This is a genomic window from Pseudomonas sp. dw_358 (assembly GCF_018449655.1).
In the GTDB taxonomy this organism is placed as follows: domain Bacteria; phylum Pseudomonadota; class Gammaproteobacteria; order Pseudomonadales; family Pseudomonadaceae; genus Aquipseudomonas.
Genome location: NZ_JAAVUX010000013.1, coordinates 1 through 16,539, shown reverse-complemented (window position 1 = coordinate 16,539; position 16,539 = coordinate 1). Strand labels below are relative to the sequence as shown.

General features: G+C 61.0%; 15 protein-coding genes. 5 read left to right on the top strand and 10 right to left on the bottom strand.

The window, feature by feature from the left end:
- Positions 1 to 84: 84 nt before the first annotated feature.
- The 3 genes from gorA to ahpF all read left to right on the top strand — a co-directional run bounded on the left by gorA (position 85) and on the right by ahpF (position 3,827).
- On the top strand, positions 85 to 1,443 hold the full coding sequence (gorA, locus tag HB675_RS18155) for a glutathione-disulfide reductase (protein WP_213880041.1): 1,359 nt from the start codon (positions 85 to 87) through the stop codon (positions 1,441 to 1,443).
- Between the two features lie 135 nt (positions 1,444 to 1,578).
- A complete protein-coding gene (gene ahpC / locus HB675_RS18150) occupies positions 1,579 to 2,142 on the top strand; it encodes an alkyl hydroperoxide reductase subunit C (protein WP_213880039.1) in 564 nt (187 codons plus the stop codon).
- Positions 2,143 to 2,264: 122 nt separating this feature from the next.
- Positions 2,265 to 3,827: an alkyl hydroperoxide reductase subunit F gene (gene ahpF / locus HB675_RS18145; protein ID WP_213880038.1), complete on the top strand. Its 1,563-nt coding sequence runs from the start codon at positions 2,265 to 2,267 to the stop codon at positions 3,825 to 3,827.
- A 64-nt stretch (positions 3,828 to 3,891) separates the two neighbouring features.
- Here ahpF and gloA read toward each other — a convergent pair whose 3' ends face one another.
- The 8 genes from gloA to HB675_RS18105 form a co-directional block, all read right to left on the bottom strand.
- Complete coding sequence (gene gloA, locus HB675_RS18140; RefSeq protein ID WP_213880036.1) at positions 3,892 to 4,413, bottom strand: lactoylglutathione lyase; 522 nt, start codon at positions 4,411 to 4,413, stop codon at positions 3,892 to 3,894.
- A 237-nt stretch (positions 4,414 to 4,650) separates the two neighbouring features.
- A complete protein-coding gene (locus HB675_RS18135; protein ID WP_213880035.1) occupies positions 4,651 to 5,025 on the bottom strand; it encodes a histone-like nucleoid-structuring protein, MvaT/MvaU family in 375 nt (124 codons plus the stop codon).
- Positions 5,026 to 5,220: 195 nt separating this feature from the next.
- The gene (gene xylB, locus HB675_RS18130; RefSeq protein WP_213880034.1) at positions 5,221 to 6,699 is read right to left on the bottom strand and encodes a xylulokinase; all 1,479 of its coding nucleotides are present in this window, start codon (positions 6,697 to 6,699) and stop codon (positions 5,221 to 5,223) included.
- Positions 6,700 to 6,702: 3 nt separating this feature from the next.
- The gene (locus HB675_RS18125; protein WP_213880033.1) at positions 6,703 to 8,187 is read right to left on the bottom strand and encodes a mannitol dehydrogenase family protein; all 1,485 of its coding nucleotides are present in this window, start codon (positions 8,185 to 8,187) and stop codon (positions 6,703 to 6,705) included.
- Between the two features lie 26 nt (positions 8,188 to 8,213).
- The gene (gene ugpC / locus HB675_RS18120) at positions 8,214 to 9,317 is read right to left on the bottom strand and encodes a sn-glycerol-3-phosphate ABC transporter ATP-binding protein UgpC (protein WP_213880032.1); all 1,104 of its coding nucleotides are present in this window, start codon (positions 9,315 to 9,317) and stop codon (positions 8,214 to 8,216) included.
- A gap of 72 nt (positions 9,318 to 9,389) precedes the next feature.
- Complete coding sequence (locus HB675_RS18115; RefSeq protein WP_213880031.1) at positions 9,390 to 10,223, bottom strand: carbohydrate ABC transporter permease; 834 nt, start codon at positions 10,221 to 10,223, stop codon at positions 9,390 to 9,392.
- 10 nt (positions 10,224 to 10,233) lie between these two features.
- Positions 10,234 to 11,160: a sugar ABC transporter permease gene (locus HB675_RS18110; RefSeq protein WP_213880029.1), complete on the bottom strand. Its 927-nt coding sequence runs from the start codon at positions 11,158 to 11,160 to the stop codon at positions 10,234 to 10,236.
- A gap of 103 nt (positions 11,161 to 11,263) precedes the next feature.
- Entirely contained in the window at positions 11,264 to 12,586 is a 1,323-nt protein-coding gene (locus tag HB675_RS18105) for a sugar ABC transporter substrate-binding protein (RefSeq protein ID WP_213880027.1), read from the bottom strand.
- A gap of 303 nt (positions 12,587 to 12,889) precedes the next feature.
- Here HB675_RS18105 and HB675_RS18100 point away from each other — a divergent pair, with 303 nt between their 5' ends.
- Entirely contained in the window at positions 12,890 to 13,153 is a 264-nt protein-coding gene (locus tag HB675_RS18100) for a hypothetical protein (protein ID WP_213880025.1), read from the top strand.
- A gap of 109 nt (positions 13,154 to 13,262) precedes the next feature.
- Positions 13,263 to 15,071, top strand: coding sequence for an aminopeptidase P family protein (locus tag HB675_RS18095; protein WP_213880024.1), 1,809 nt, complete (start codon positions 13,263 to 13,265; stop codon positions 15,069 to 15,071).
- A gap of 34 nt (positions 15,072 to 15,105) precedes the next feature.
- On the opposite strand, the gene HB675_RS18090 is transcribed toward HB675_RS18095, so the two are convergent.
- Positions 15,106 to 15,387: a hypothetical protein gene (locus HB675_RS18090; RefSeq protein WP_213880022.1), complete on the bottom strand. Its 282-nt coding sequence runs from the start codon at positions 15,385 to 15,387 to the stop codon at positions 15,106 to 15,108.
- A 63-nt stretch (positions 15,388 to 15,450) separates the two neighbouring features.
- Positions 15,451 to 16,338, bottom strand: a complete 888-nt coding sequence (gene rhtA, locus HB675_RS18085; protein ID WP_213880020.1) for a threonine/homoserine exporter RhtA — start codon at positions 16,336 to 16,338, stop codon at positions 15,451 to 15,453.
- Positions 16,339 to 16,539: the final 201 nt, after the last annotated feature.

Below are 16,539 nucleotides of genomic sequence, written 5' to 3'. Positions count from 1 at the left end.
CTGTTTTGCAATCCGCCGCTCATTCTGGAATGAGCGGCGTTTTTATTTCTGCGATTCCATTTTTTTCAAGGGTAGGGTTCCAGCATGGCTCATGACTTCGATCTCTTCGTTATCGGCGCCGGCTCGGGCGGCGTTCGCGCGGCGCGCTTTGCGGCCGGTTTCGGTGCCAAGGTGGCGGTCGCCGAGAGCCGCTACCTGGGAGGCACGTGTGTCAACGTCGGCTGCGTGCCGAAAAAACTGCTGGTCTATGGCGCGCACTTTTCTGAAGATTTCGAGCAGGCGCAAGGCTTTGGCTGGGCGGTGGGCGAAAGCCAGTTTGACTGGGCCACACTGATCGCCAACAAGAACCGCGAGATCAGCCGTCTCAACGGTATCTATCGCAACCTGCTGGTCAACAGCGGGGTCAAACTGCTCGAAGGCCACGCGCGCATTACCGGGCCTCATGAAGTGGAGGTGGACGGCCAGCGTTTTTCCGCCGGCCACATCCTGATCGCTACCGGTGGCTGGCCGGTGATTCCGGAAATTCCGGGCCGTGAACATGCCATCGGCTCCAATGAGGCCTTCTTCCTGGAGCAGCTGCCAAAACGGGTAATCATCGTCGGAGGTGGGTACATCGCCGTCGAGTTTGCGGGAATTTTCAATGGCCTGGGCAGCCAGACCACGCAGCTCTATCGCGGCCCTTTGTTCATGCGCGGCTTTGATGACGCGGTACGAGAACATTTGAGCGATGAGCTGCGCAAGAAGGGCGTCGATCTGCAGTTCAATGCCGATATTGCGCGCATCGACAAGCAGGCAGATGGCAGTCTCAAGGCCACTTTGAAGGATGGTCGCGAGCTGAATGCCGACTGTATTTTCTACGCCACGGGACGCCGTCCGATGCTGGACAACCTGGGGCTGGAGAACACGGCGGTCAAGCTGCGCAAAGACGGGTTCATCGAAGTGGACGAGCAATACCAGACCGCCGAGCCCTCGATTCTGGCCCTGGGCGATGTGATCGGCCGCGTGCAGCTGACCCCGGTGGCCTTGGCCGAGGGCATGGCCGTTGCTCGGCGCCTGTACAAACCCGAGCAATACCGCCCGGTGGACTATCAGCACATTCCCACGGCGGTATTCAGCCAGCCACCCATCGGCACGGTCGGCCTGACCGAGCAGCAGGCGCTGGAGGCCGGTCATGAGGTGACGATCTTCGAAAGCCGCTTCCGTCCGATGAAGCTGACCCTCACCGACGTTCAGGAAAAGACCCTGATGAAGTTGGTGGTGGATGCCAACACCGACAAGGTGCTGGGTTGCCACATGGTCGGCCCGGACGCCGGTGAAATCATCCAGGGGATGGCCATCGCGCTGAAAGCCGGCGCGACCAAGCAATTGTTTGATGAAACCATTGGCGTGCACCCGACTGGCGCCGAGGAATTCGTTACCATGCGTACGCCCGTGCAGCGCTAGGGCCTTCTCTTTATAGAGTCGCCCCATAGGCAAAGCCAATCGTCAGCATCGACTTTGCCAATGAGCAATGCACGCCAAGAGGGGCTAGGATTAGCCCCATTGAACGATTCATACACCTGAAGGAGAGTCATCCCGATGCCTATCATCAACAGCACCGTCAAACCATTCAACGCTACCGCCTTCCACAATGGGGCATTCGTCGAGGTTTCGGATGCCGATTTCAAAGGCAAATGGTCTGTCGTGTTCTTCTACCCAGCGGACTTCACCTTCGTTTGCCCTACCGAACTGGGCGACCTGGCTGACAACTACGCTGAGTTCCAGAAACTGGGCGTTGAAATCTATGGTGTTTCCACTGACACCCATTTCTCCCACAAAGCCTGGCATGACACTTCGGACGTGATCAGCAAAGTGACCTACCCGCTGATCGGTGACCCGACTCATATCCTGTCGAAAAACTTCGACGTGTTGATCGAAGCTGATGGCATGGCTGACCGCGGTACTTTCGTGATCAACCCGGAAGGCCAGGTCAAAATCGTTGAACTGAATGACGGTGGTGTGGGCCGTGATGCACTGGAACTGCTGCGCAAGATCAAGGCTGCCCAGTATGTTGCTGCGCACCCGGGCGAAGTCTGCCCAGCCAAGTGGAAAGAAGGCGAAGCCACTCTGGCTCCTTCGCTGGACCTGGTTGGCAAGATCTGAATCTTGAAGCCGACCTTGGCGGGTGTTTCCCGCAAGTAGTTGCACCCCCCGCCCCGAAAACGCCCGGGCGATATCGCTCGGGCGTTTTCATTTGAATCAATTTTCTGCAGGATACCGCCCGTATGTTGGATGCCAACCTTAAAACTCAGTTGAAATCGTACCTGGAACGGGTCACGCAGCCGATCGAGATCGTTGCATCCCTCGACGACAGTGCCAAATCCCAGGAAATGCTCGGCCTGCTGCGTGACATCGATGGGCTGTCGACCCTGATCACGCTGCAAGAAGATGGCAACGATGTTCGCAAGCCGTCTTTCAGTATCAATCGTCCCGATGGCTCGGTGGACCTGCGTTTTGCCGGCCTGCCCATGGGGCATGAATTCACCTCGCTGGTGTTGGCGTTGCTGCAAGTGGGCGGCCACCCGTCCAAGGCCAGCGCAGATGTCATCGAGCAGATTCGCTCGCTCAAAGGCGAATTCCGTTTCGAAACCTATTTCTCGCTGTCGTGCCAGAACTGCCCGGACGTGGTCCAGGCATTGAACCTGATGGCGGTGCTCAACCCCAATATCCACCATGTGGCCATCGACGGCGCGCTGTTCCAGCCGGAAGTCGAAGCACGCCAGATCATGGCAGTGCCCAGCGTTTACCTCAACGGGGTCAACTTCGGTCAGGGCCGCATGGGCCTGGAAGAGATTCTGGCCAAGATCGACACCAGCGCGGTTGACCGTCAGGCCGAGAAGCTCAACGCCAAGGAAGCCTTCGACGTGCTGGTGGTCGGAGGTGGCCCTGCCGGCTCCGCAGCAGCCATCTATGCCGCGCGCAAAGGCATTCGCACCGGTGTGGCGGCCGAGCGCTTCGGCGGTCAGGTGCTGGACACGATGGCCATCGAGAACTTCATTTCCGTGCAGGAGACCGAAGGGCCGAAGCTGGCCGTGGCGCTGGAAGAACACGTCAAGCAATACGAAGTCGACATCATGAATCTGCAGCGCGCCGAAGCGCTGATTCCAGGCAAGGATGGCGGTTTGCACGAAGTGCGCTTCGCCAGCGGTGCGTCGCTGAAGGCCAAGACGGTGATTCTGGCCACTGGCGCGCGCTGGCGCGAAATGAACGTCCCCGGCGAGCAGGAATACCGCAATCGCGGCGTGGCGTACTGCCCGCACTGTGACGGCCCGCTGTTCAAGGGCAAGCGTGTGGCAGTCATTGGCGGCGGCAACTCGGGTGTGGAAGCGGCCATCGACCTGGCGGGGATCGTGTCCCACGTGACCCTGATCGAATTCGACAGCCAGCTGCGTGCTGACGCGGTGTTGCAGCGCAAGCTCAACAGCCTGCCCAACGTCAAAGTGATCAAAAGTGCGCTGACTACCGAAGTGCTGGGCGATGGCCAGAAGGTCACCGCGCTGCGGTACAAGGATCGTCAGAGCAGCGAAGTACACACCGTGGAACTGGAAGGCATCTTCGTGCAGATCGGCCTGTTGCCCAACACCGACTGGCTCAAGGGCACCATCGAGCTGTCGCCCCGTGGCGAGATCATGACCGATGCGCGGGGCGAGACCGATCTGCCGGGGATCTTCGCGGCGGGTGACGTGACCACCGTGCCTTACAAGCAGATCGTGATTGCGATCGGCGAGGGGGCCAAGGCGTCACTGTCAGCGTTTGATCACTTGATCCGGACCTCCGCACCGGCCTGATGGCTCCAGTCCATAAAAAAACCCTTGAGCGCGTTTGACGTTCAAGGGTTTTTTTACGCCTGCTTTACAGCGGCGTGGGTTGGATTATTTCGACCCAGTACTCGTCCGGGTCCTTGATGAACGCCAGGCTCTTCATGCGGCCATCGCTCAGGCGCTTTTGAAAGTCGACACCCAGTGCTTCGAAGCGCGCGCAGGCGGCGACGATATCCGGCACCGAAACGCAGATATGGCCAAAGCCGCGAGGTTCTCCATTACCGTTGTGATAGGCGAAGTCCGCGTCGTTTTCGGTACCATGGTTGTGCGTCAGTTCGAGAATGCCGGGAATGGACTTCATCCACTCATTGCGCTTGGCATCGTCGGAGGGGATTTCATTTCGCTGCACCAGGGCCAGGAAGTACAGGCTGAACTGCGCGTCGGGGAAATCACGTTTTTCCACCAGACTGAAACCCAGTACCCGGGTGTAGAAATCCAGCGACTTCTCGATGTTCTTCACCCGCAGCATCGTGTGATTGAACACGAACTTGGCGGTGGCGCTGTCCGGTTGTGCGGTGACGCCGGGCAGGTTGTCGAGTTCTTGCAGGCTCATGGAAACTCCAGAGTAGGGATGGAAACGTCAGGCGGTGCGCCTTGTAGGAGTCCGGCACAGCGTCAGAGTTCTTTTTACAAGGGGGCATGATACGAAAATGCGCGCCGCGGGCAAACCGAATACTTTTCTGCGGGCAATAAGAAGCCCGCCGAAGCGGGCATTGGGGCGCTATTCCATTAGCAGGCCCTATCGTGAAACAGTGGCTGTGAAAATATCGTGAAACTCTTCAGCCGTCGGTCAAGTGCGCAACCAGGCGTCCACAGTGCTGGCCCCGTGCTCCTGTTTCCAGGCCTTGAGACCACGGTGATTGCCGCCCTTGGTTTCGATCAGCTCGCCGGTGTGGGGGTTCTCGTAAACCTTGACCACCCGGGCGCGGCGCTGTTTGGGCGCGGCGCCGGCGGATTTGCCAGCGGCCTTGCTCGAGGCCCTGCCGGGCTCGAGGATGGCGATGATTTCGCGCAGACCTTTGTCGTAATGTTTCATCAGCCCGAGGAGTTTCTCTTCGAACTCGATCTCTTTTTTCAGGCCGGCGTCGTTTTTCAACGTTTCCAACTGAGCAAGTTGCTCTTGCAAGGCTTTTTCGGCAGCTCGGAATTCGGCTAATCTGGACATGGTTTTCCCCACTCTATAGTTCGCTAGGCCCCACTGAGCGCGCGCGCGGCGTCTCATCGTTCATCAGCACTATAGTGGGAGTTGTTCGGCCTGCAAAGTAACTTGGCAAGATTCACTGTACCGACGCGCCGGCGGCACAATGGCCGCCGGCGCTGCACCGGGTGTTTATCGGTGTCGCGCGGCAACTAAAGTCGCTTACAGCGTCGCTAGTTCGGCGCGGTAGCGTTGATACAGCGCTTCATAGGCACTGGCGTTGGCCGCCACAGGCGAGGTCTGTGTTTCACTGTTCAGGCGCACGCACTTGTTACACAGTTGTGCCAGGGTCTCGCCACCTTTCCCCGCGCACCAAGCGGCTTGAATGGCAGCGCCCAGTGCTGCCGCCTCGGTCTGTTCGGTGCAGACCACCGGGACATTCATGATGTCGGCAACGATCTGCCGCCAGACCGGACTGTTGGCGCCGCCGCCGATCAGGCGGATGGAGTGGCTGGGCAAGCCGGCGTCGCGCAGCAGGTCCAGTCCGTAGCGCAAGCCGTAGGTGGTGCCTTCCACCGCCGCGCGGCAGAGATTGGCCTGGGTCAGGTTGTTGCTGTCCAGGCCCACGAAGCGGCCGGTGGCATTGGGCAAGGCAGGGACCCGCTCACCGTTGAGAAACGGCAGCATCAGCACATTGCCAGCGCCGATGGGCGCGTCGATGACGTGCTGGTTGAACCCCGCCAGGTCGAGCTTGAACAGCTCGCGCACAGCGCCGGTAACGTTGGTCAGGTTCATCGTGCAGATCAACGGCAGCCAGCCGCCACTGGACGAACAAAACGCAGCCACGGCCGGTTCCGGCGACACCAGAGGCTCGGCGCTGAAGGCATACACCGTGCCTGAGGAGCCCAGGCTCATGGTGATGTTGCCAGGGGTGATGTTGTCCGTGCCGATGGCCCCCATCATGTTGTCACCGCCACCGCTGGACACCACGGCGGCCGGGTTGAGGCCGAGCAGTCGGGCAACTTCAGGCAGCAGTGTGCCCACGGCTTCGTGGGACTCGATCAGGCGCGGCAGGGCAGCTTCCAGGCGCCGGCTGGGGTCGATGTGATGCAGCAGCTCGCTGTCCCACTGGCGGCTGCGGATATCGAAATACCCGGTGCCGGACGCATCGCCGTAGTCGCTGCACAGTTGTCCGGTCAGCCAATAGTTGAGGTAGTCGTGGGGCAACAGAATGTGCTGGATACGCTGGAACAGCTCGGGGAACTGTTCCAGCGTCCACAGCAGCTTGGACACCGTATAGCCCGGCGCGATGGCCAGCCCCAGTCGCGCCATGGAGCCCTCGGCCCCTCCCAGGTAGTGCAGCAAGCGTTCGTTTTCCGGGCTGGTCTCGGTGTCGCACCACAGCTTGGCCGGGCGCAGCACCTGGCCGTCGGCATCCAGCAGCACCAATCCATGTTGCTGGCCGGAGACGCCGACGCCGAGGATCTGCTGGCCGTCCGCGCCGGCGGCTTCCAGCGCCTGGGCCGTGGCCTTTTGCAGGGCCTGGACCCAGACAGCAGGGTCTTGCTCACGACGACCATTGGCGCCGCTTTGCATGCTGTAGGACGCCGAGCCCAGGCCCAGTACCCGGCCGCTGTCGGTCTCGAGGATCAGTGCCTTGGTGCCCTGGGTCCCGCAATCAATGCCTAAGAACAGGCTCATACCTCACTCCTTGGTGCCTTGCAGCAGTCGTTCCAGGGTGCCGGTCACACCCAATGTCTTGAGGTTGGACACTTGGCGCTCGAAGGCTTCGACGAACGCCGTGGACTGAGGCACAGCCTTGCCGAAAATCTCCTCCACGCCCAGCACTTTTTCGGTCAGCGTGGCATCGTCGGCCACCAGTGCCTGGCAGAACTCGGCGCGCGGATCGGGAATGCGGTAGGCCGTGCCGGTCTCGTCCACCCCTTTGAGGTACAGCGCCCAGGCTGCAACCACCAGCGCCGCGCGATCGAGCGTGGCGTGGTCCTGGATCAGGCGGTTGATGGTCGGCACGGTGAACTTGGGAAACTTCGACGACCCATCGGAGCAGACCCTTTCCAGTTGATCGGCAATGGCCTGGTTGGAAAAGCGCTCGATCAGGGTCTGTTTGTAGTTTTCCAGGTCGATACCCGGCACCGGTGCCAATTGTGGGGTCACATCCAGGTCCATGTACGTGCGGATGTAACGCACGAACAGCGGATCGTTCATGGTCTCATGGACGAAGCGGTAGCCCTTGAGAAAACCCAGGTAGGTCAGGGCCAGATGGCTGCCGTTGAGCAGTTTGATCTTCATTTCCTCGTAGGGCGTGACGTCGTCGGTGAATTGCACCCCGACCTTCTCCCATGCCGGACGCCCGGCGACGAACTTGTCCTCCAATACCCACTGCACGAAGGGCTCGCATACGACTGGCCAGGCGTCGTCGATGCCTTGCTTGTCGTGCAGTTGCAGGCGGTGGGCGTTGCTGGTCATGGGTGTGATGCGGTCGACCATGGCATTGGGGAAACTCACGTGGCTGCCAATCCATTCGGCCAGCGCCGGGTCGCGCTGCACGGCAAAGGCCATCAATGCCTTGCGCGCCACCGCGCCGTTGTGGGGCAGGTTATCGCAGGACATCAAGGTGAACGGCGAGGTGCCGTGGGCGCGGCGTTTGGCCAGGGCGGCGCAGAGAAAACCGAACACGGTCTTTGGCTGCTCGGGGTGGGCCAGATCATGCTGGATCAACGGCAGATGACTCATGAATTCGCCCGTGCTGTCGTCGATGCAGTAACCGCCTTCGGTGATGGTCAGGGAGACGATGCGGATGGCCGGGTCGGCCAGTTTGTCGATCAGCGCCTGGGGGCTGTCTTCGGCCAGCAGCATGCCGCTGATGGAGGCGATGACCCGCACTTCGGTGTCGTCGGTGTCGCCCAGTTCATAGAGGGTGTAAAGGTAGTCCTGCTCGGCCAGGGCATCATGCACGCCGCGGTCTTCGGCGCGCAGGCCGGCGCCGCAGATGGCCCATTCGCGACCCTCGCCGGTGTTCATCAACTTGTCGGTGTAATACGCCTGGTGAGCGCGGTGGAAGCCGCCGACGCCGATGTGGACGATCCCTTGGCGGGTGTCGGCCAAGGAGTAGGCAGGGCGCTGAATGCGTGGGTCGAACTGGCTGAGATTGAGTCGATTGAGCTTCATGGTCGTGTCCGTGATCTTGTCGATGTTCAGGCTGCGGCTTGCAGGGGGTTGGCCACGGCGGCGCCGCCTTCGTCGAACAGATGGCAATGTTCAGCGGCCAGGTGCAGTTGCAGGCGTTCGCCGTATTGGCTGGCGAGGTCCCCGCGGATGCGCAGGGTCAGGGGTTCGGCGGAGTCGGTGATGACATGGCAGAAGGTGTCGCTGCCCAGCCGTTCGCTGACATCCGCAGTCACACTGAAGCCGGCCTGGCCGGGGGCTGCCAGTTCCAGATGCTCTGGGCGAATGCCGAGGGTCACGCTGCTGCCGATGCTCAGGGTCGCGCTGGTGCGGGGCAGGAGCACGCTTGCACCCGCCTCCAGTTGCACTTCGCAACCCTGGCTGTCCACGCGGCTGACCTTGCCTTTGAGAAAGCCCATCTTCGGTGTCCCGAGAAAGCCGGCGACAAACAGGTTGGCGGGGTGGTGATAGAGTTCCAGAGGCGAGCCGACCTGTTCCACCCGACCGCCATTGAGCACCACCACCTTGTCGGCCAGGGTCATGGCTTCGACCTGATCGTGGGTCACGTAGATCATGGTGGCCTGCAGCTCTTTGTGCAGGCGTGACAACTCCAGGCGGGTCTGCACCCGCAGCGCGGCGTCGAGGTTTGACAGGGGTTCGTCGAACAGGAAGATCTTCGGGTTGCGCACGATGGCCCGGCCAATGGCCACGCGCTGGCGCTGGCCGCCGGAAAGTTGCTTGGGTTTGCGCTCCAGCAATGCGCCCAGTTCGAGAATCCGCGCGGCCTCGGCAACCTTGGCTTCGACCTGGGCCTTGTCTTTGCCGGCAAGATCGAGGGCGAAGGACAGGTTCTTGCGCACGGTCATGTGCGGGTACAGGGCGTAAGTCTGGAAGACCATGGCCAGATCGCGCTTGGCCGGGGTGACTTCGGTAATGTCGCGCCCATCCAGTTCGATGGTGCCTGAGGTGACGTCTTCAAGCCCGGCAATCAGCCGCAGCAGGGTGGATTTGCCGCAGCCGCTGGGGCCGACGAAGACCACGAATTCCTTGTCGCGGACTTCGAGGTCGATGCCTTTTATGATTTCCAGGCCTTCAAAGCCTTTTTTCAGGTTGCGGATTTTCAGGGTGGCCATGGTCAGGCTCCTCTTATAGTTGTGAATGCTTTGTCTGTGGGAGCGTGCGAAGCCCACTAAGGGAGGGCCGCGTTACTTCACGGCGCCAAACGACAAACCCCTTACCAATTGTTTCTGACTGATCCAGCCGAAGATCAGAATCGGCGCGCATGCCAGGGTCGAGACTGCTGACAATTTGGCCCAGAACAGCCCCTCGGGGCTCGAATAGGAAGCGATCAACGCCGTCAGCGGCGCCGCCTGGGAACTGGTCAGGTTTAACGACCAGAACGCCTCGTTCCAGCACAGAATCAGTGACAGCAACACGGTCGAGGCCAGGCCCCCTTTGCTGATAGGTAGCAGCACGCGGATCATTTCCTGGGCCAGGGTGGCGCCGTCCAGCCGTGCGGCTTCAAGGATGTCGCGAGGGATGTCCTTGAAGTAGGTGTAAATCATCCAGACCACGATGGGCAGGTTGATCAGGGTGTAGATCACGATCAAGGCAATGCGCGAGTCCAGCAGGCCGAAACTCTTGGCGAGCAGGTAGATGGGCATCAACACCCCCACCGGCGGCAGCATCTTGGTGGAGAGCATCCACAGCAGGGTGCCCTTGGTCCGCTTGGTTTCGTAGAAGGCCATGGAATAGGCGGCCGGGACCGCGATCAACATGCACAGCAGGGTGGCGCTGAAGGAAATCACCACGGAGTTCCAGGCGAAGTGGAAGTAGTCACTGCGTTCCTGGATGTGCAGGTAGTTCTCCAGCGTCGGGGTGAAGATGAACTGCGGCGGCGTGGCGAAGGCGTTCAGTTCAGTCTTGAAGCTGGTGAGGATCATCCAGAAGATCGGGAAGAACAGCACCAGTGCAATCGCCCAGGCCAGGCAGCCGAGAAACACGCTTTGCAGGCGACGGGATTGTTTGAGGGTCATCATGGTGCGGGCCTCATTGTTTGTCGGTGAGGTTTTTGCCGATCATCCGCACCAGGATGATGGCGGCGATGTTGGCGATGACCACGGCGATCAAGCCACCGGCCGACGCCATGCCGACGTCGAACTGCACCAGCGCCTGGTTGTAGATCAGGTAGGCCAGGTTGGTCGATTCGAAGCCCGGGCCGCCGTTGGTGGTGGTGAAGATTTCGGCGAACACCGAGAGCAGGAAGATCGTCTCGATCATGATTACCACGGCGATGGGGCGCGCCAGGTGCGGCAGGGTCAGGTGCCAGAAGATCGCGATGGGGCCGGCACCGTCCAGGCGTGCCGCTTCTTTCTGTTCCTGATCCAGCGACTGCATGGCGGTCATCAGGATCAGAATGGCGAAGGGCAGCCATTGCCACGAGACGATGATGATGATGGACAGCAGCGGGTAGTGCGCCAGCCAGTCGATGGGCTGGGCGCCGAACACCTTCCACAGGGCGGCGAGGATCCCCGAGACCGGGTGGAAGATCAAGTTCTTGAAGATCAGCGCCCCGACCGTCGGCATGATGAAGAACGGCGAGATCAGCAACACTCGAACGATGCCGCGGCCGAAGAACTCGCTGGCCTCCAGCAGTGCCGAGATGAGCACGCCGAAGACCACGCTGATCAGCAAGACGCTGCCCACCAGCAACAAAGTGTTCATGGCGCCGGGCAAAAAGCCCGAGTCGGTGACGAAGAAGGTGAAGTTGTCCAGGCCGACGAATTCGTTTTCACCGGGGTTGAGCAGGTTGTAGCGGATCAGCGAAAAGTACAGGGTCATGCCCAGTGGCACGATCATCCAGAGCAGCAGCAGCGCTACCGATGGGCTGACCAGAAACCAGCCTGGATTGAGAAAGTGGCGTTTGCGGGGGACCTCGGAGGTCTCCAGGTGCGCCTTGACGGTGTGGGTGTTCATAAGGGGCCTCGGGTAGCTCTGAGCTTGGCGCTTTCCTGCAGGAGCGAGCGGCCGCTACGGCGGCGGGTTCGCTCCTGCGAGAAGTCTCACACGGCGGGGGAATCTACTTGGGATAACCGGCGCGCTTCATGTCCCGCTCGGTGGAGGTCTGCGCATCGGACAAGGCCTTGTCCACCGTGCTGCCGCCGGTCAATGCCAGGGAGAACAGCTTGCCGACCGACGTGCCGATGGCCTGGAACTCGGGGATGGTCACCAACTGGATGCCGACATAAGGCACCGGACGTATGCCCGGGTTCTTCGGATCGGCGACTTTCAGCGATTCCAAGGTGATCTTGGCGAACGGGGCCGCCTGCATATACGCATCGCTGTAGGTCGACTTGCGGGTGCCGGGCGGTACGTTGGCGACACCGTCGGTATCAGCTACCAGCTTGGCGTAATCCTTGGAGGTGGCCCAGGCCGCAAACTCCTTGGCGGCCGGCTTGGTTTTCGAACTGGTGGGAATGGCCAAGGCCCAGGAGTAAAGCCAGGCCGAACCCTTGTCGGTCTTCTCGTGGGGCGCATAGGCAAAGCCCACGCTGTCGGCAACCTTGCTTTGGCTCTTGTCGGTGACAAAAGAACCCGCCACGCTGGCGTCGACCCAGATGGCGCATTTGCCGCTGTTGAACAGCGCAAGGTTTTCATTGAAACCGTTGCTGGAGGCGCCGGGCGGCCCGCTTTTCTTCATGGTGTCGACATAGAAGGTCAGCGCGTCCTTCCATTCCGGCCCGGTGAACTCTGGTTGCCACTGCTCGTTGAACCAGCGCCCGCCGAAGGAGTTGGCCACCGTGGTGATCAGGGCCATGTTCTCGCCCCAGCCGGCTTTGCCGCGCAGGCAGATACCGTACTGTTCCTTGTCAGGCTGGTTGAGTTTGGCGGCGAACTCGCCGATCTGGGTCCAGGTGGGCCGTTCCGGCATGGTCAGCCCTGCCGCCTTGAACAGATCGGTACGGTAGTAGGTCATCGAGCTTTCGGCGTAGAAGGGCAGGGCGTACAACTGGCCCTTGGCCGAAAGACCTTCACGAACGGACGGAAACACGTCGTCCAGGTCGTAACTGGCGGGGAGGTCCTTGATGGGTTCGAGCCAGCCCTTGGCGCCCCACAGTGCGGCTTCGTACATGCCGATGGTCAAGACGTCGAATTGACCGCCCTGTGTGGCGATGTCGGTGGTCAAGCGCTGGCGCAGCACGTTCTCTTCCAGCACCACCCAGTTGAGCTTGATGTCGGGGTGTTGCTGTTCGAAGGTCTTGGACAGCCGCTGCATGCGGATCATGTCGCTGTTATTGACCGTGGCGATGGTCAGCGTTTCGGCGGCAAGCGCCGTGCCAGAGAGGGCCAGGCAGGCCGCGAGAATGGTCGTGCGAAAAGGAAGCGGGACAGTCTTGCGCATCGTGCACTCCTGCTCGGGGCCGTGGCCACCGAAGCTTGGTTATTGTTGTTGTGCCTTCCGAAGTGAGGAAGTAGCTGATACTGATTACAGACCCGCAGGCCCGATAGCACAAATCCTAGAGCGCACTTTTGCTGATACTTTTTTGTACAGGGCAGAAGAGGGGGCTGGGCAAGATGTGAAAATTTCATCAAATGACCGATAGCCACTATCGATCCCCGTGATTTCTCCATCGGGGCCCTGAGCGGTAACTTGAACCCACTGATTGGACGCCGTCCAAACCCCTGGATACAAGGAGAACACCCGATGAAAGCCACTTCCCGCCTGCTGCTCGTTGCCCTGATCGCTACCGGCATTGCCACCCTGGCAGGCTGTGCCAATCATCCGGAGTTGCGCCCTTACACCGCCGCCGAGACCCGTGAACTGGCCCTTGAGTCGCTGGCTCGCCAAGGCCTGCCTTATCAAGAGTTTCAGCAACGCAAGGCCGCGCTGTTGAGCGCTTCGCAGCAGCCCCAAGGTCTGGCGGATGCGGCTCCAGTAGCCAGCCAGGCGCCGCGCATCAAGGGTTGATCGGCGCTGGCAGTGTCTGAAAATAGTGCAGGTGGTTGCCCCTCCGGGTGACGTGCTCCATTATCTTGCTCCTGGAAACGCGTTCCATGGCAAGGGAGTCATCGGCATCATGAGCAGCCCCACTTCATCCGTAGCACAGGTCATATCCCGCTTGCAGCAGGTTCGCGCGGTGATGCGCGACGAGCGCGTCGATGCGTTGCTGGTGCCGTCTGCCGACCCTCATCTTTCCGAATACCTGCCCGGATACTGGCAGGCCCGTCAGTGGCTGTCCGGTTTTCACGGGTCGGTCGGTACGCTCATTGTCACGGCGGATTTCGCCGGCTTGTGGGCCGACAGCCGCTATTGGGAGCAGGCCGACAAGGAGCTTGCCGGCAGCGGGATTGTCCTGATGAAGCTGCAACCCGGTCAGCCGGGTCCGTTGGACTGGCTCGCGGAACAGGCTGCACCCGGGCAGGTGGTGGCGGTGGACGGTGCGGTCATGGCATTGGCGTCGGCCCGAACCTTGCGTGAGAAGCTGCACGCCCGAGGGGCCACGCTGAGGGTGGACCGGGATCTGCTGGCCAGCGTCTGGACTGACCGCCCCCCGCTGCCATCCAATCCGGTCTTCGCCCATTTGCCTCCCTATGCCAGCCTGGGCCGCAGCGAGAAAATGGCTGCACTGCGCCAAGCGCTGCGCGAGCGGGGTGCGGACTGGCATTTTCTCGCCACGCTGGATGACATCGCCTGGCTGTTCAATCTGCGCGGCTCCGACGTTTCGTACAACCCGGTGTTCATTGCATTCGCCTTGGTGAGCGGGCACAGCGCTGGCCTGTTCGTTGATCTGGCCAAGCTGGACCCGGCCTTGCGCGAACAGCTGGCCGAGGATGGGATCAGCCTGTATGACTACCACGAAGTGACTTCGGCCCTGGCTGCCATGCCGGAGGGCGCCCGGCTTCTGGTTGATCCGGCAAGGACCACCTGCGGTCTGCTGGAGCATGTCCCTGACAGCGTGAACCTGGTTGAGGGACTGAACCCGACAACCTTGGCCAAATCCCGCAAAAGCGACACCGATGCCGGCTTCATTCGCCAGGCCATGGAGCAGGACGGTGCTGCGTTGTGCGAATTCTTCGCCTGGTTGGAGACCGCGCTGGGCAATCAGCAGGTCACAGAGGTGGATGTCGATGTCCAACTGACAGCCGCCCGTGCTCGCCGCCCGGATTTTGTCTCGCCGAGCTTTGCCACCATCGCCGCATTCAATGCCAATGGTGCGATGCCACATTACCGCGCCACTGAAGCATCCCATGCCGTGGTCGAAGGCGACGGCTTGTTGCTGATTGATTCGGGCGGGCAGTATCTGGGCGGCACCACCGACATTACGCGGATGGTCCCCGTCGGGACGCCGAGCCTGGCACAGCGGCATGATTGCACGCGGGTTTTCAAGGGCATGTCAGCCTTGTCCCGAGCACGTTTCCCCAAGGGCATCCTCTCGCCACTGCTGGACGCCATCGCCCGAGCGCCGCTCTGGGCAGACAGCGTCGACTACGGTCACGGAACCGGTCACGGGGTAGGCTATTTCATGAACGTGCACGAGGGGCCTCAGGTGATTGCCTACCAGGCTGCGTCCACGCCACAGACTGCCATGCATCCGGGCATGATCACTTCGATCGAGCCGGGTACCTACCGGCCGGGGCAGTGGGGCGTGCGGATCGAAAACCTGGTGCTCAACCGCGTTGCGCCGGGAAGTGTGTTCGGCGAGTATCTGGAGTTCGAAACCCTGACCTTGTGCCCGATCGACACCCGTTGCCTGGAGCTTGAGCTGCTCACGCTGGAGGAGCGTACCTGGCTCAACGCCTATCACGTCGAGGTCCGTCAACGACTCACGCCGCTCTTGAGCGGTGCATCATTGGAATGGTTGCAGGTACGCACCGAGGCGGTTTGATCAGCGCCGTTTGAATGCCGACAACCGCCCGCGGTTATCGGCAGATGACGATCATGCTGCGGCTGGTGTACCCCGCCGGGTTCAGGCCGAACGGATAGTCACCCGGATCCTCGACCGCATCACCGGATTTGGCGATGACCTTGTAGCCCTTGGGTGCACAGGACTCGGTGGCGCTCTGGTAGCACTGGTCCCAGTTCGAAGTAAGGCCTGAACAGTTGATATGCAGGCCCTTTCTGCCTTTGGTGACATGCGCGGTCTGGGTTGCCGCGCAACTGGCCAGGGCAAGGGCGATGACCAGGAGTGTGAGGTACTTCATTGCTGTCCTTACTGGGGGGCGCATGAGTTCAAGCGCGGATACAGCCTAAACAGGGTGGTCCCACTAGTCCATAGCCACCGCCGGAATGCTTTGCTTGCGCAGGGTCAGCGTCGCGCCGATGGAGGCAGCGATGATCGAAGCGATGGCCAGCCATTGGGTAACGCTAAGGGTTTCGTGAAGAAAGAGCAGGCCACAGACTGCGCCGATCGCAGGCTCGATACTCATCAGGGTGCCAAAGGTGCGCGCCGGCATCCGGGTCAAGGCGACCATTTCCAGGCTATAGGGCAGGGCCGTTGACAGGACGGCGACACCGATGGCCAGCGGGATGACCGCCGGGTTCAGGAGGGCGGCCCCAGCATGGATGATGCCCACGGGCGCCACAAACAGTGCTGCAATTATCACCCCGAGGGCGGCGGTCTGTACGCCGTTGTCGTGGCCGGCCTTTTGTCCGTAAATGATATACATCGCCCAGAACGCGCCAGCCGCCAGAGCATAACCGGCTCCCACGAGATCGACCGCGTCATGGGTATGGCCGATCGGGACCAGCAGGACCAACCCGAATACCGCCAGCCCGATCCAGAGAAAGTCGATGGCGCGCCGCGATGCGTAGATGGCAACCGCCAGGGGACCGGTGAATTCCAGGGCCACGGCAATGCCCAGGGGGACCGTACGTACGGCCAGATAGAACATCAGGTTCATGCAGCCCAGCGATAGGCCGTACACCATTACGGTGCGCAGCGAACCGGCATCCAGCTTGGCGCGCCATGGGCGCAGAAGCAGCAACATGATGACGCTGGCGAACAATAGACGCAGCGCGGTAGTGCCCTGAGCCCCGACGAGGGGAAACATTTGTTTGGCCAGCGAGGCGCCGGACTGGATCGAGACCATGGCAATGACCAGCAGCCCTACGGGAAACAGGCTGCTGGCGAGGCTTGGCTTGGCGGTGTTCATGCGGCGATCCGTCAATATAGAAGGTAAGAAAAACGCAGGCAGCGCTTCTGGCCAGGCATGATGCGCAAAAACGCAAAAATGAGCAATATAATGCGCAGATGATTTAGTTCACCCTGGACGTGCAATCAGGGCTTGACGCCCCTCCAGATCTCTTTATAATTCGCCCCACTTCCGGCGCAGACGAAACGGAAAACCTCTTGT

Coding starts and splice junctions, on each gene's coding strand:
- gorA (WP_213880041.1), top strand. CDS start 85: ATGGCTCATGACTTCGATCTCTTCGTTATCGGCGCCGGCTCGGGCGGC.
- ahpC (WP_213880039.1), top strand. CDS start 1,579: ATGCCTATCATCAACAGCACCGTCAAACCATTCAACGCTACCGCCTTC.
- ahpF (WP_213880038.1), top strand. CDS start 2,265: ATGTTGGATGCCAACCTTAAAACTCAGTTGAAATCGTACCTGGAACGG.
- gloA (WP_213880036.1), bottom strand. CDS start 4,413: ATGAGCCTGCAAGAACTCGACAACCTGCCCGGCGTCACCGCACAACCG.
- HB675_RS18135 (WP_213880035.1), bottom strand. CDS start 5,025: ATGTCCAGATTAGCCGAATTCCGAGCTGCCGAAAAAGCCTTGCAAGAG.
- xylB (WP_213880034.1), bottom strand. CDS start 6,699: ATGAGCCTGTTCTTAGGCATTGATTGCGGGACCCAGGGCACCAAGGCA.
- HB675_RS18125 (WP_213880033.1), bottom strand. CDS start 8,187: ATGAAGCTCAATCGACTCAATCTCAGCCAGTTCGACCCACGCATTCAG.
- ugpC (WP_213880032.1), bottom strand. CDS start 9,317: ATGGCCACCCTGAAAATCCGCAACCTGAAAAAAGGCTTTGAAGGCCTG.
- HB675_RS18115 (WP_213880031.1), bottom strand. CDS start 10,223: ATGATGACCCTCAAACAATCCCGTCGCCTGCAAAGCGTGTTTCTCGGC.
- HB675_RS18110 (WP_213880029.1), bottom strand. CDS start 11,160: ATGAACACCCACACCGTCAAGGCGCACCTGGAGACCTCCGAGGTCCCC.
- HB675_RS18105 (WP_213880027.1), bottom strand. CDS start 12,586: ATGCGCAAGACTGTCCCGCTTCCTTTTCGCACGACCATTCTCGCGGCC.
- HB675_RS18100 (WP_213880025.1), top strand. CDS start 12,890: ATGAAAGCCACTTCCCGCCTGCTGCTCGTTGCCCTGATCGCTACCGGC.
- HB675_RS18095 (WP_213880024.1), top strand. CDS start 13,263: ATGAGCAGCCCCACTTCATCCGTAGCACAGGTCATATCCCGCTTGCAG.
- HB675_RS18090 (WP_213880022.1), bottom strand. CDS start 15,387: ATGAAGTACCTCACACTCCTGGTCATCGCCCTTGCCCTGGCCAGTTGC.
- rhtA (WP_213880020.1), bottom strand. CDS start 16,338: ATGAACACCGCCAAGCCAAGCCTCGCCAGCAGCCTGTTTCCCGTAGGG.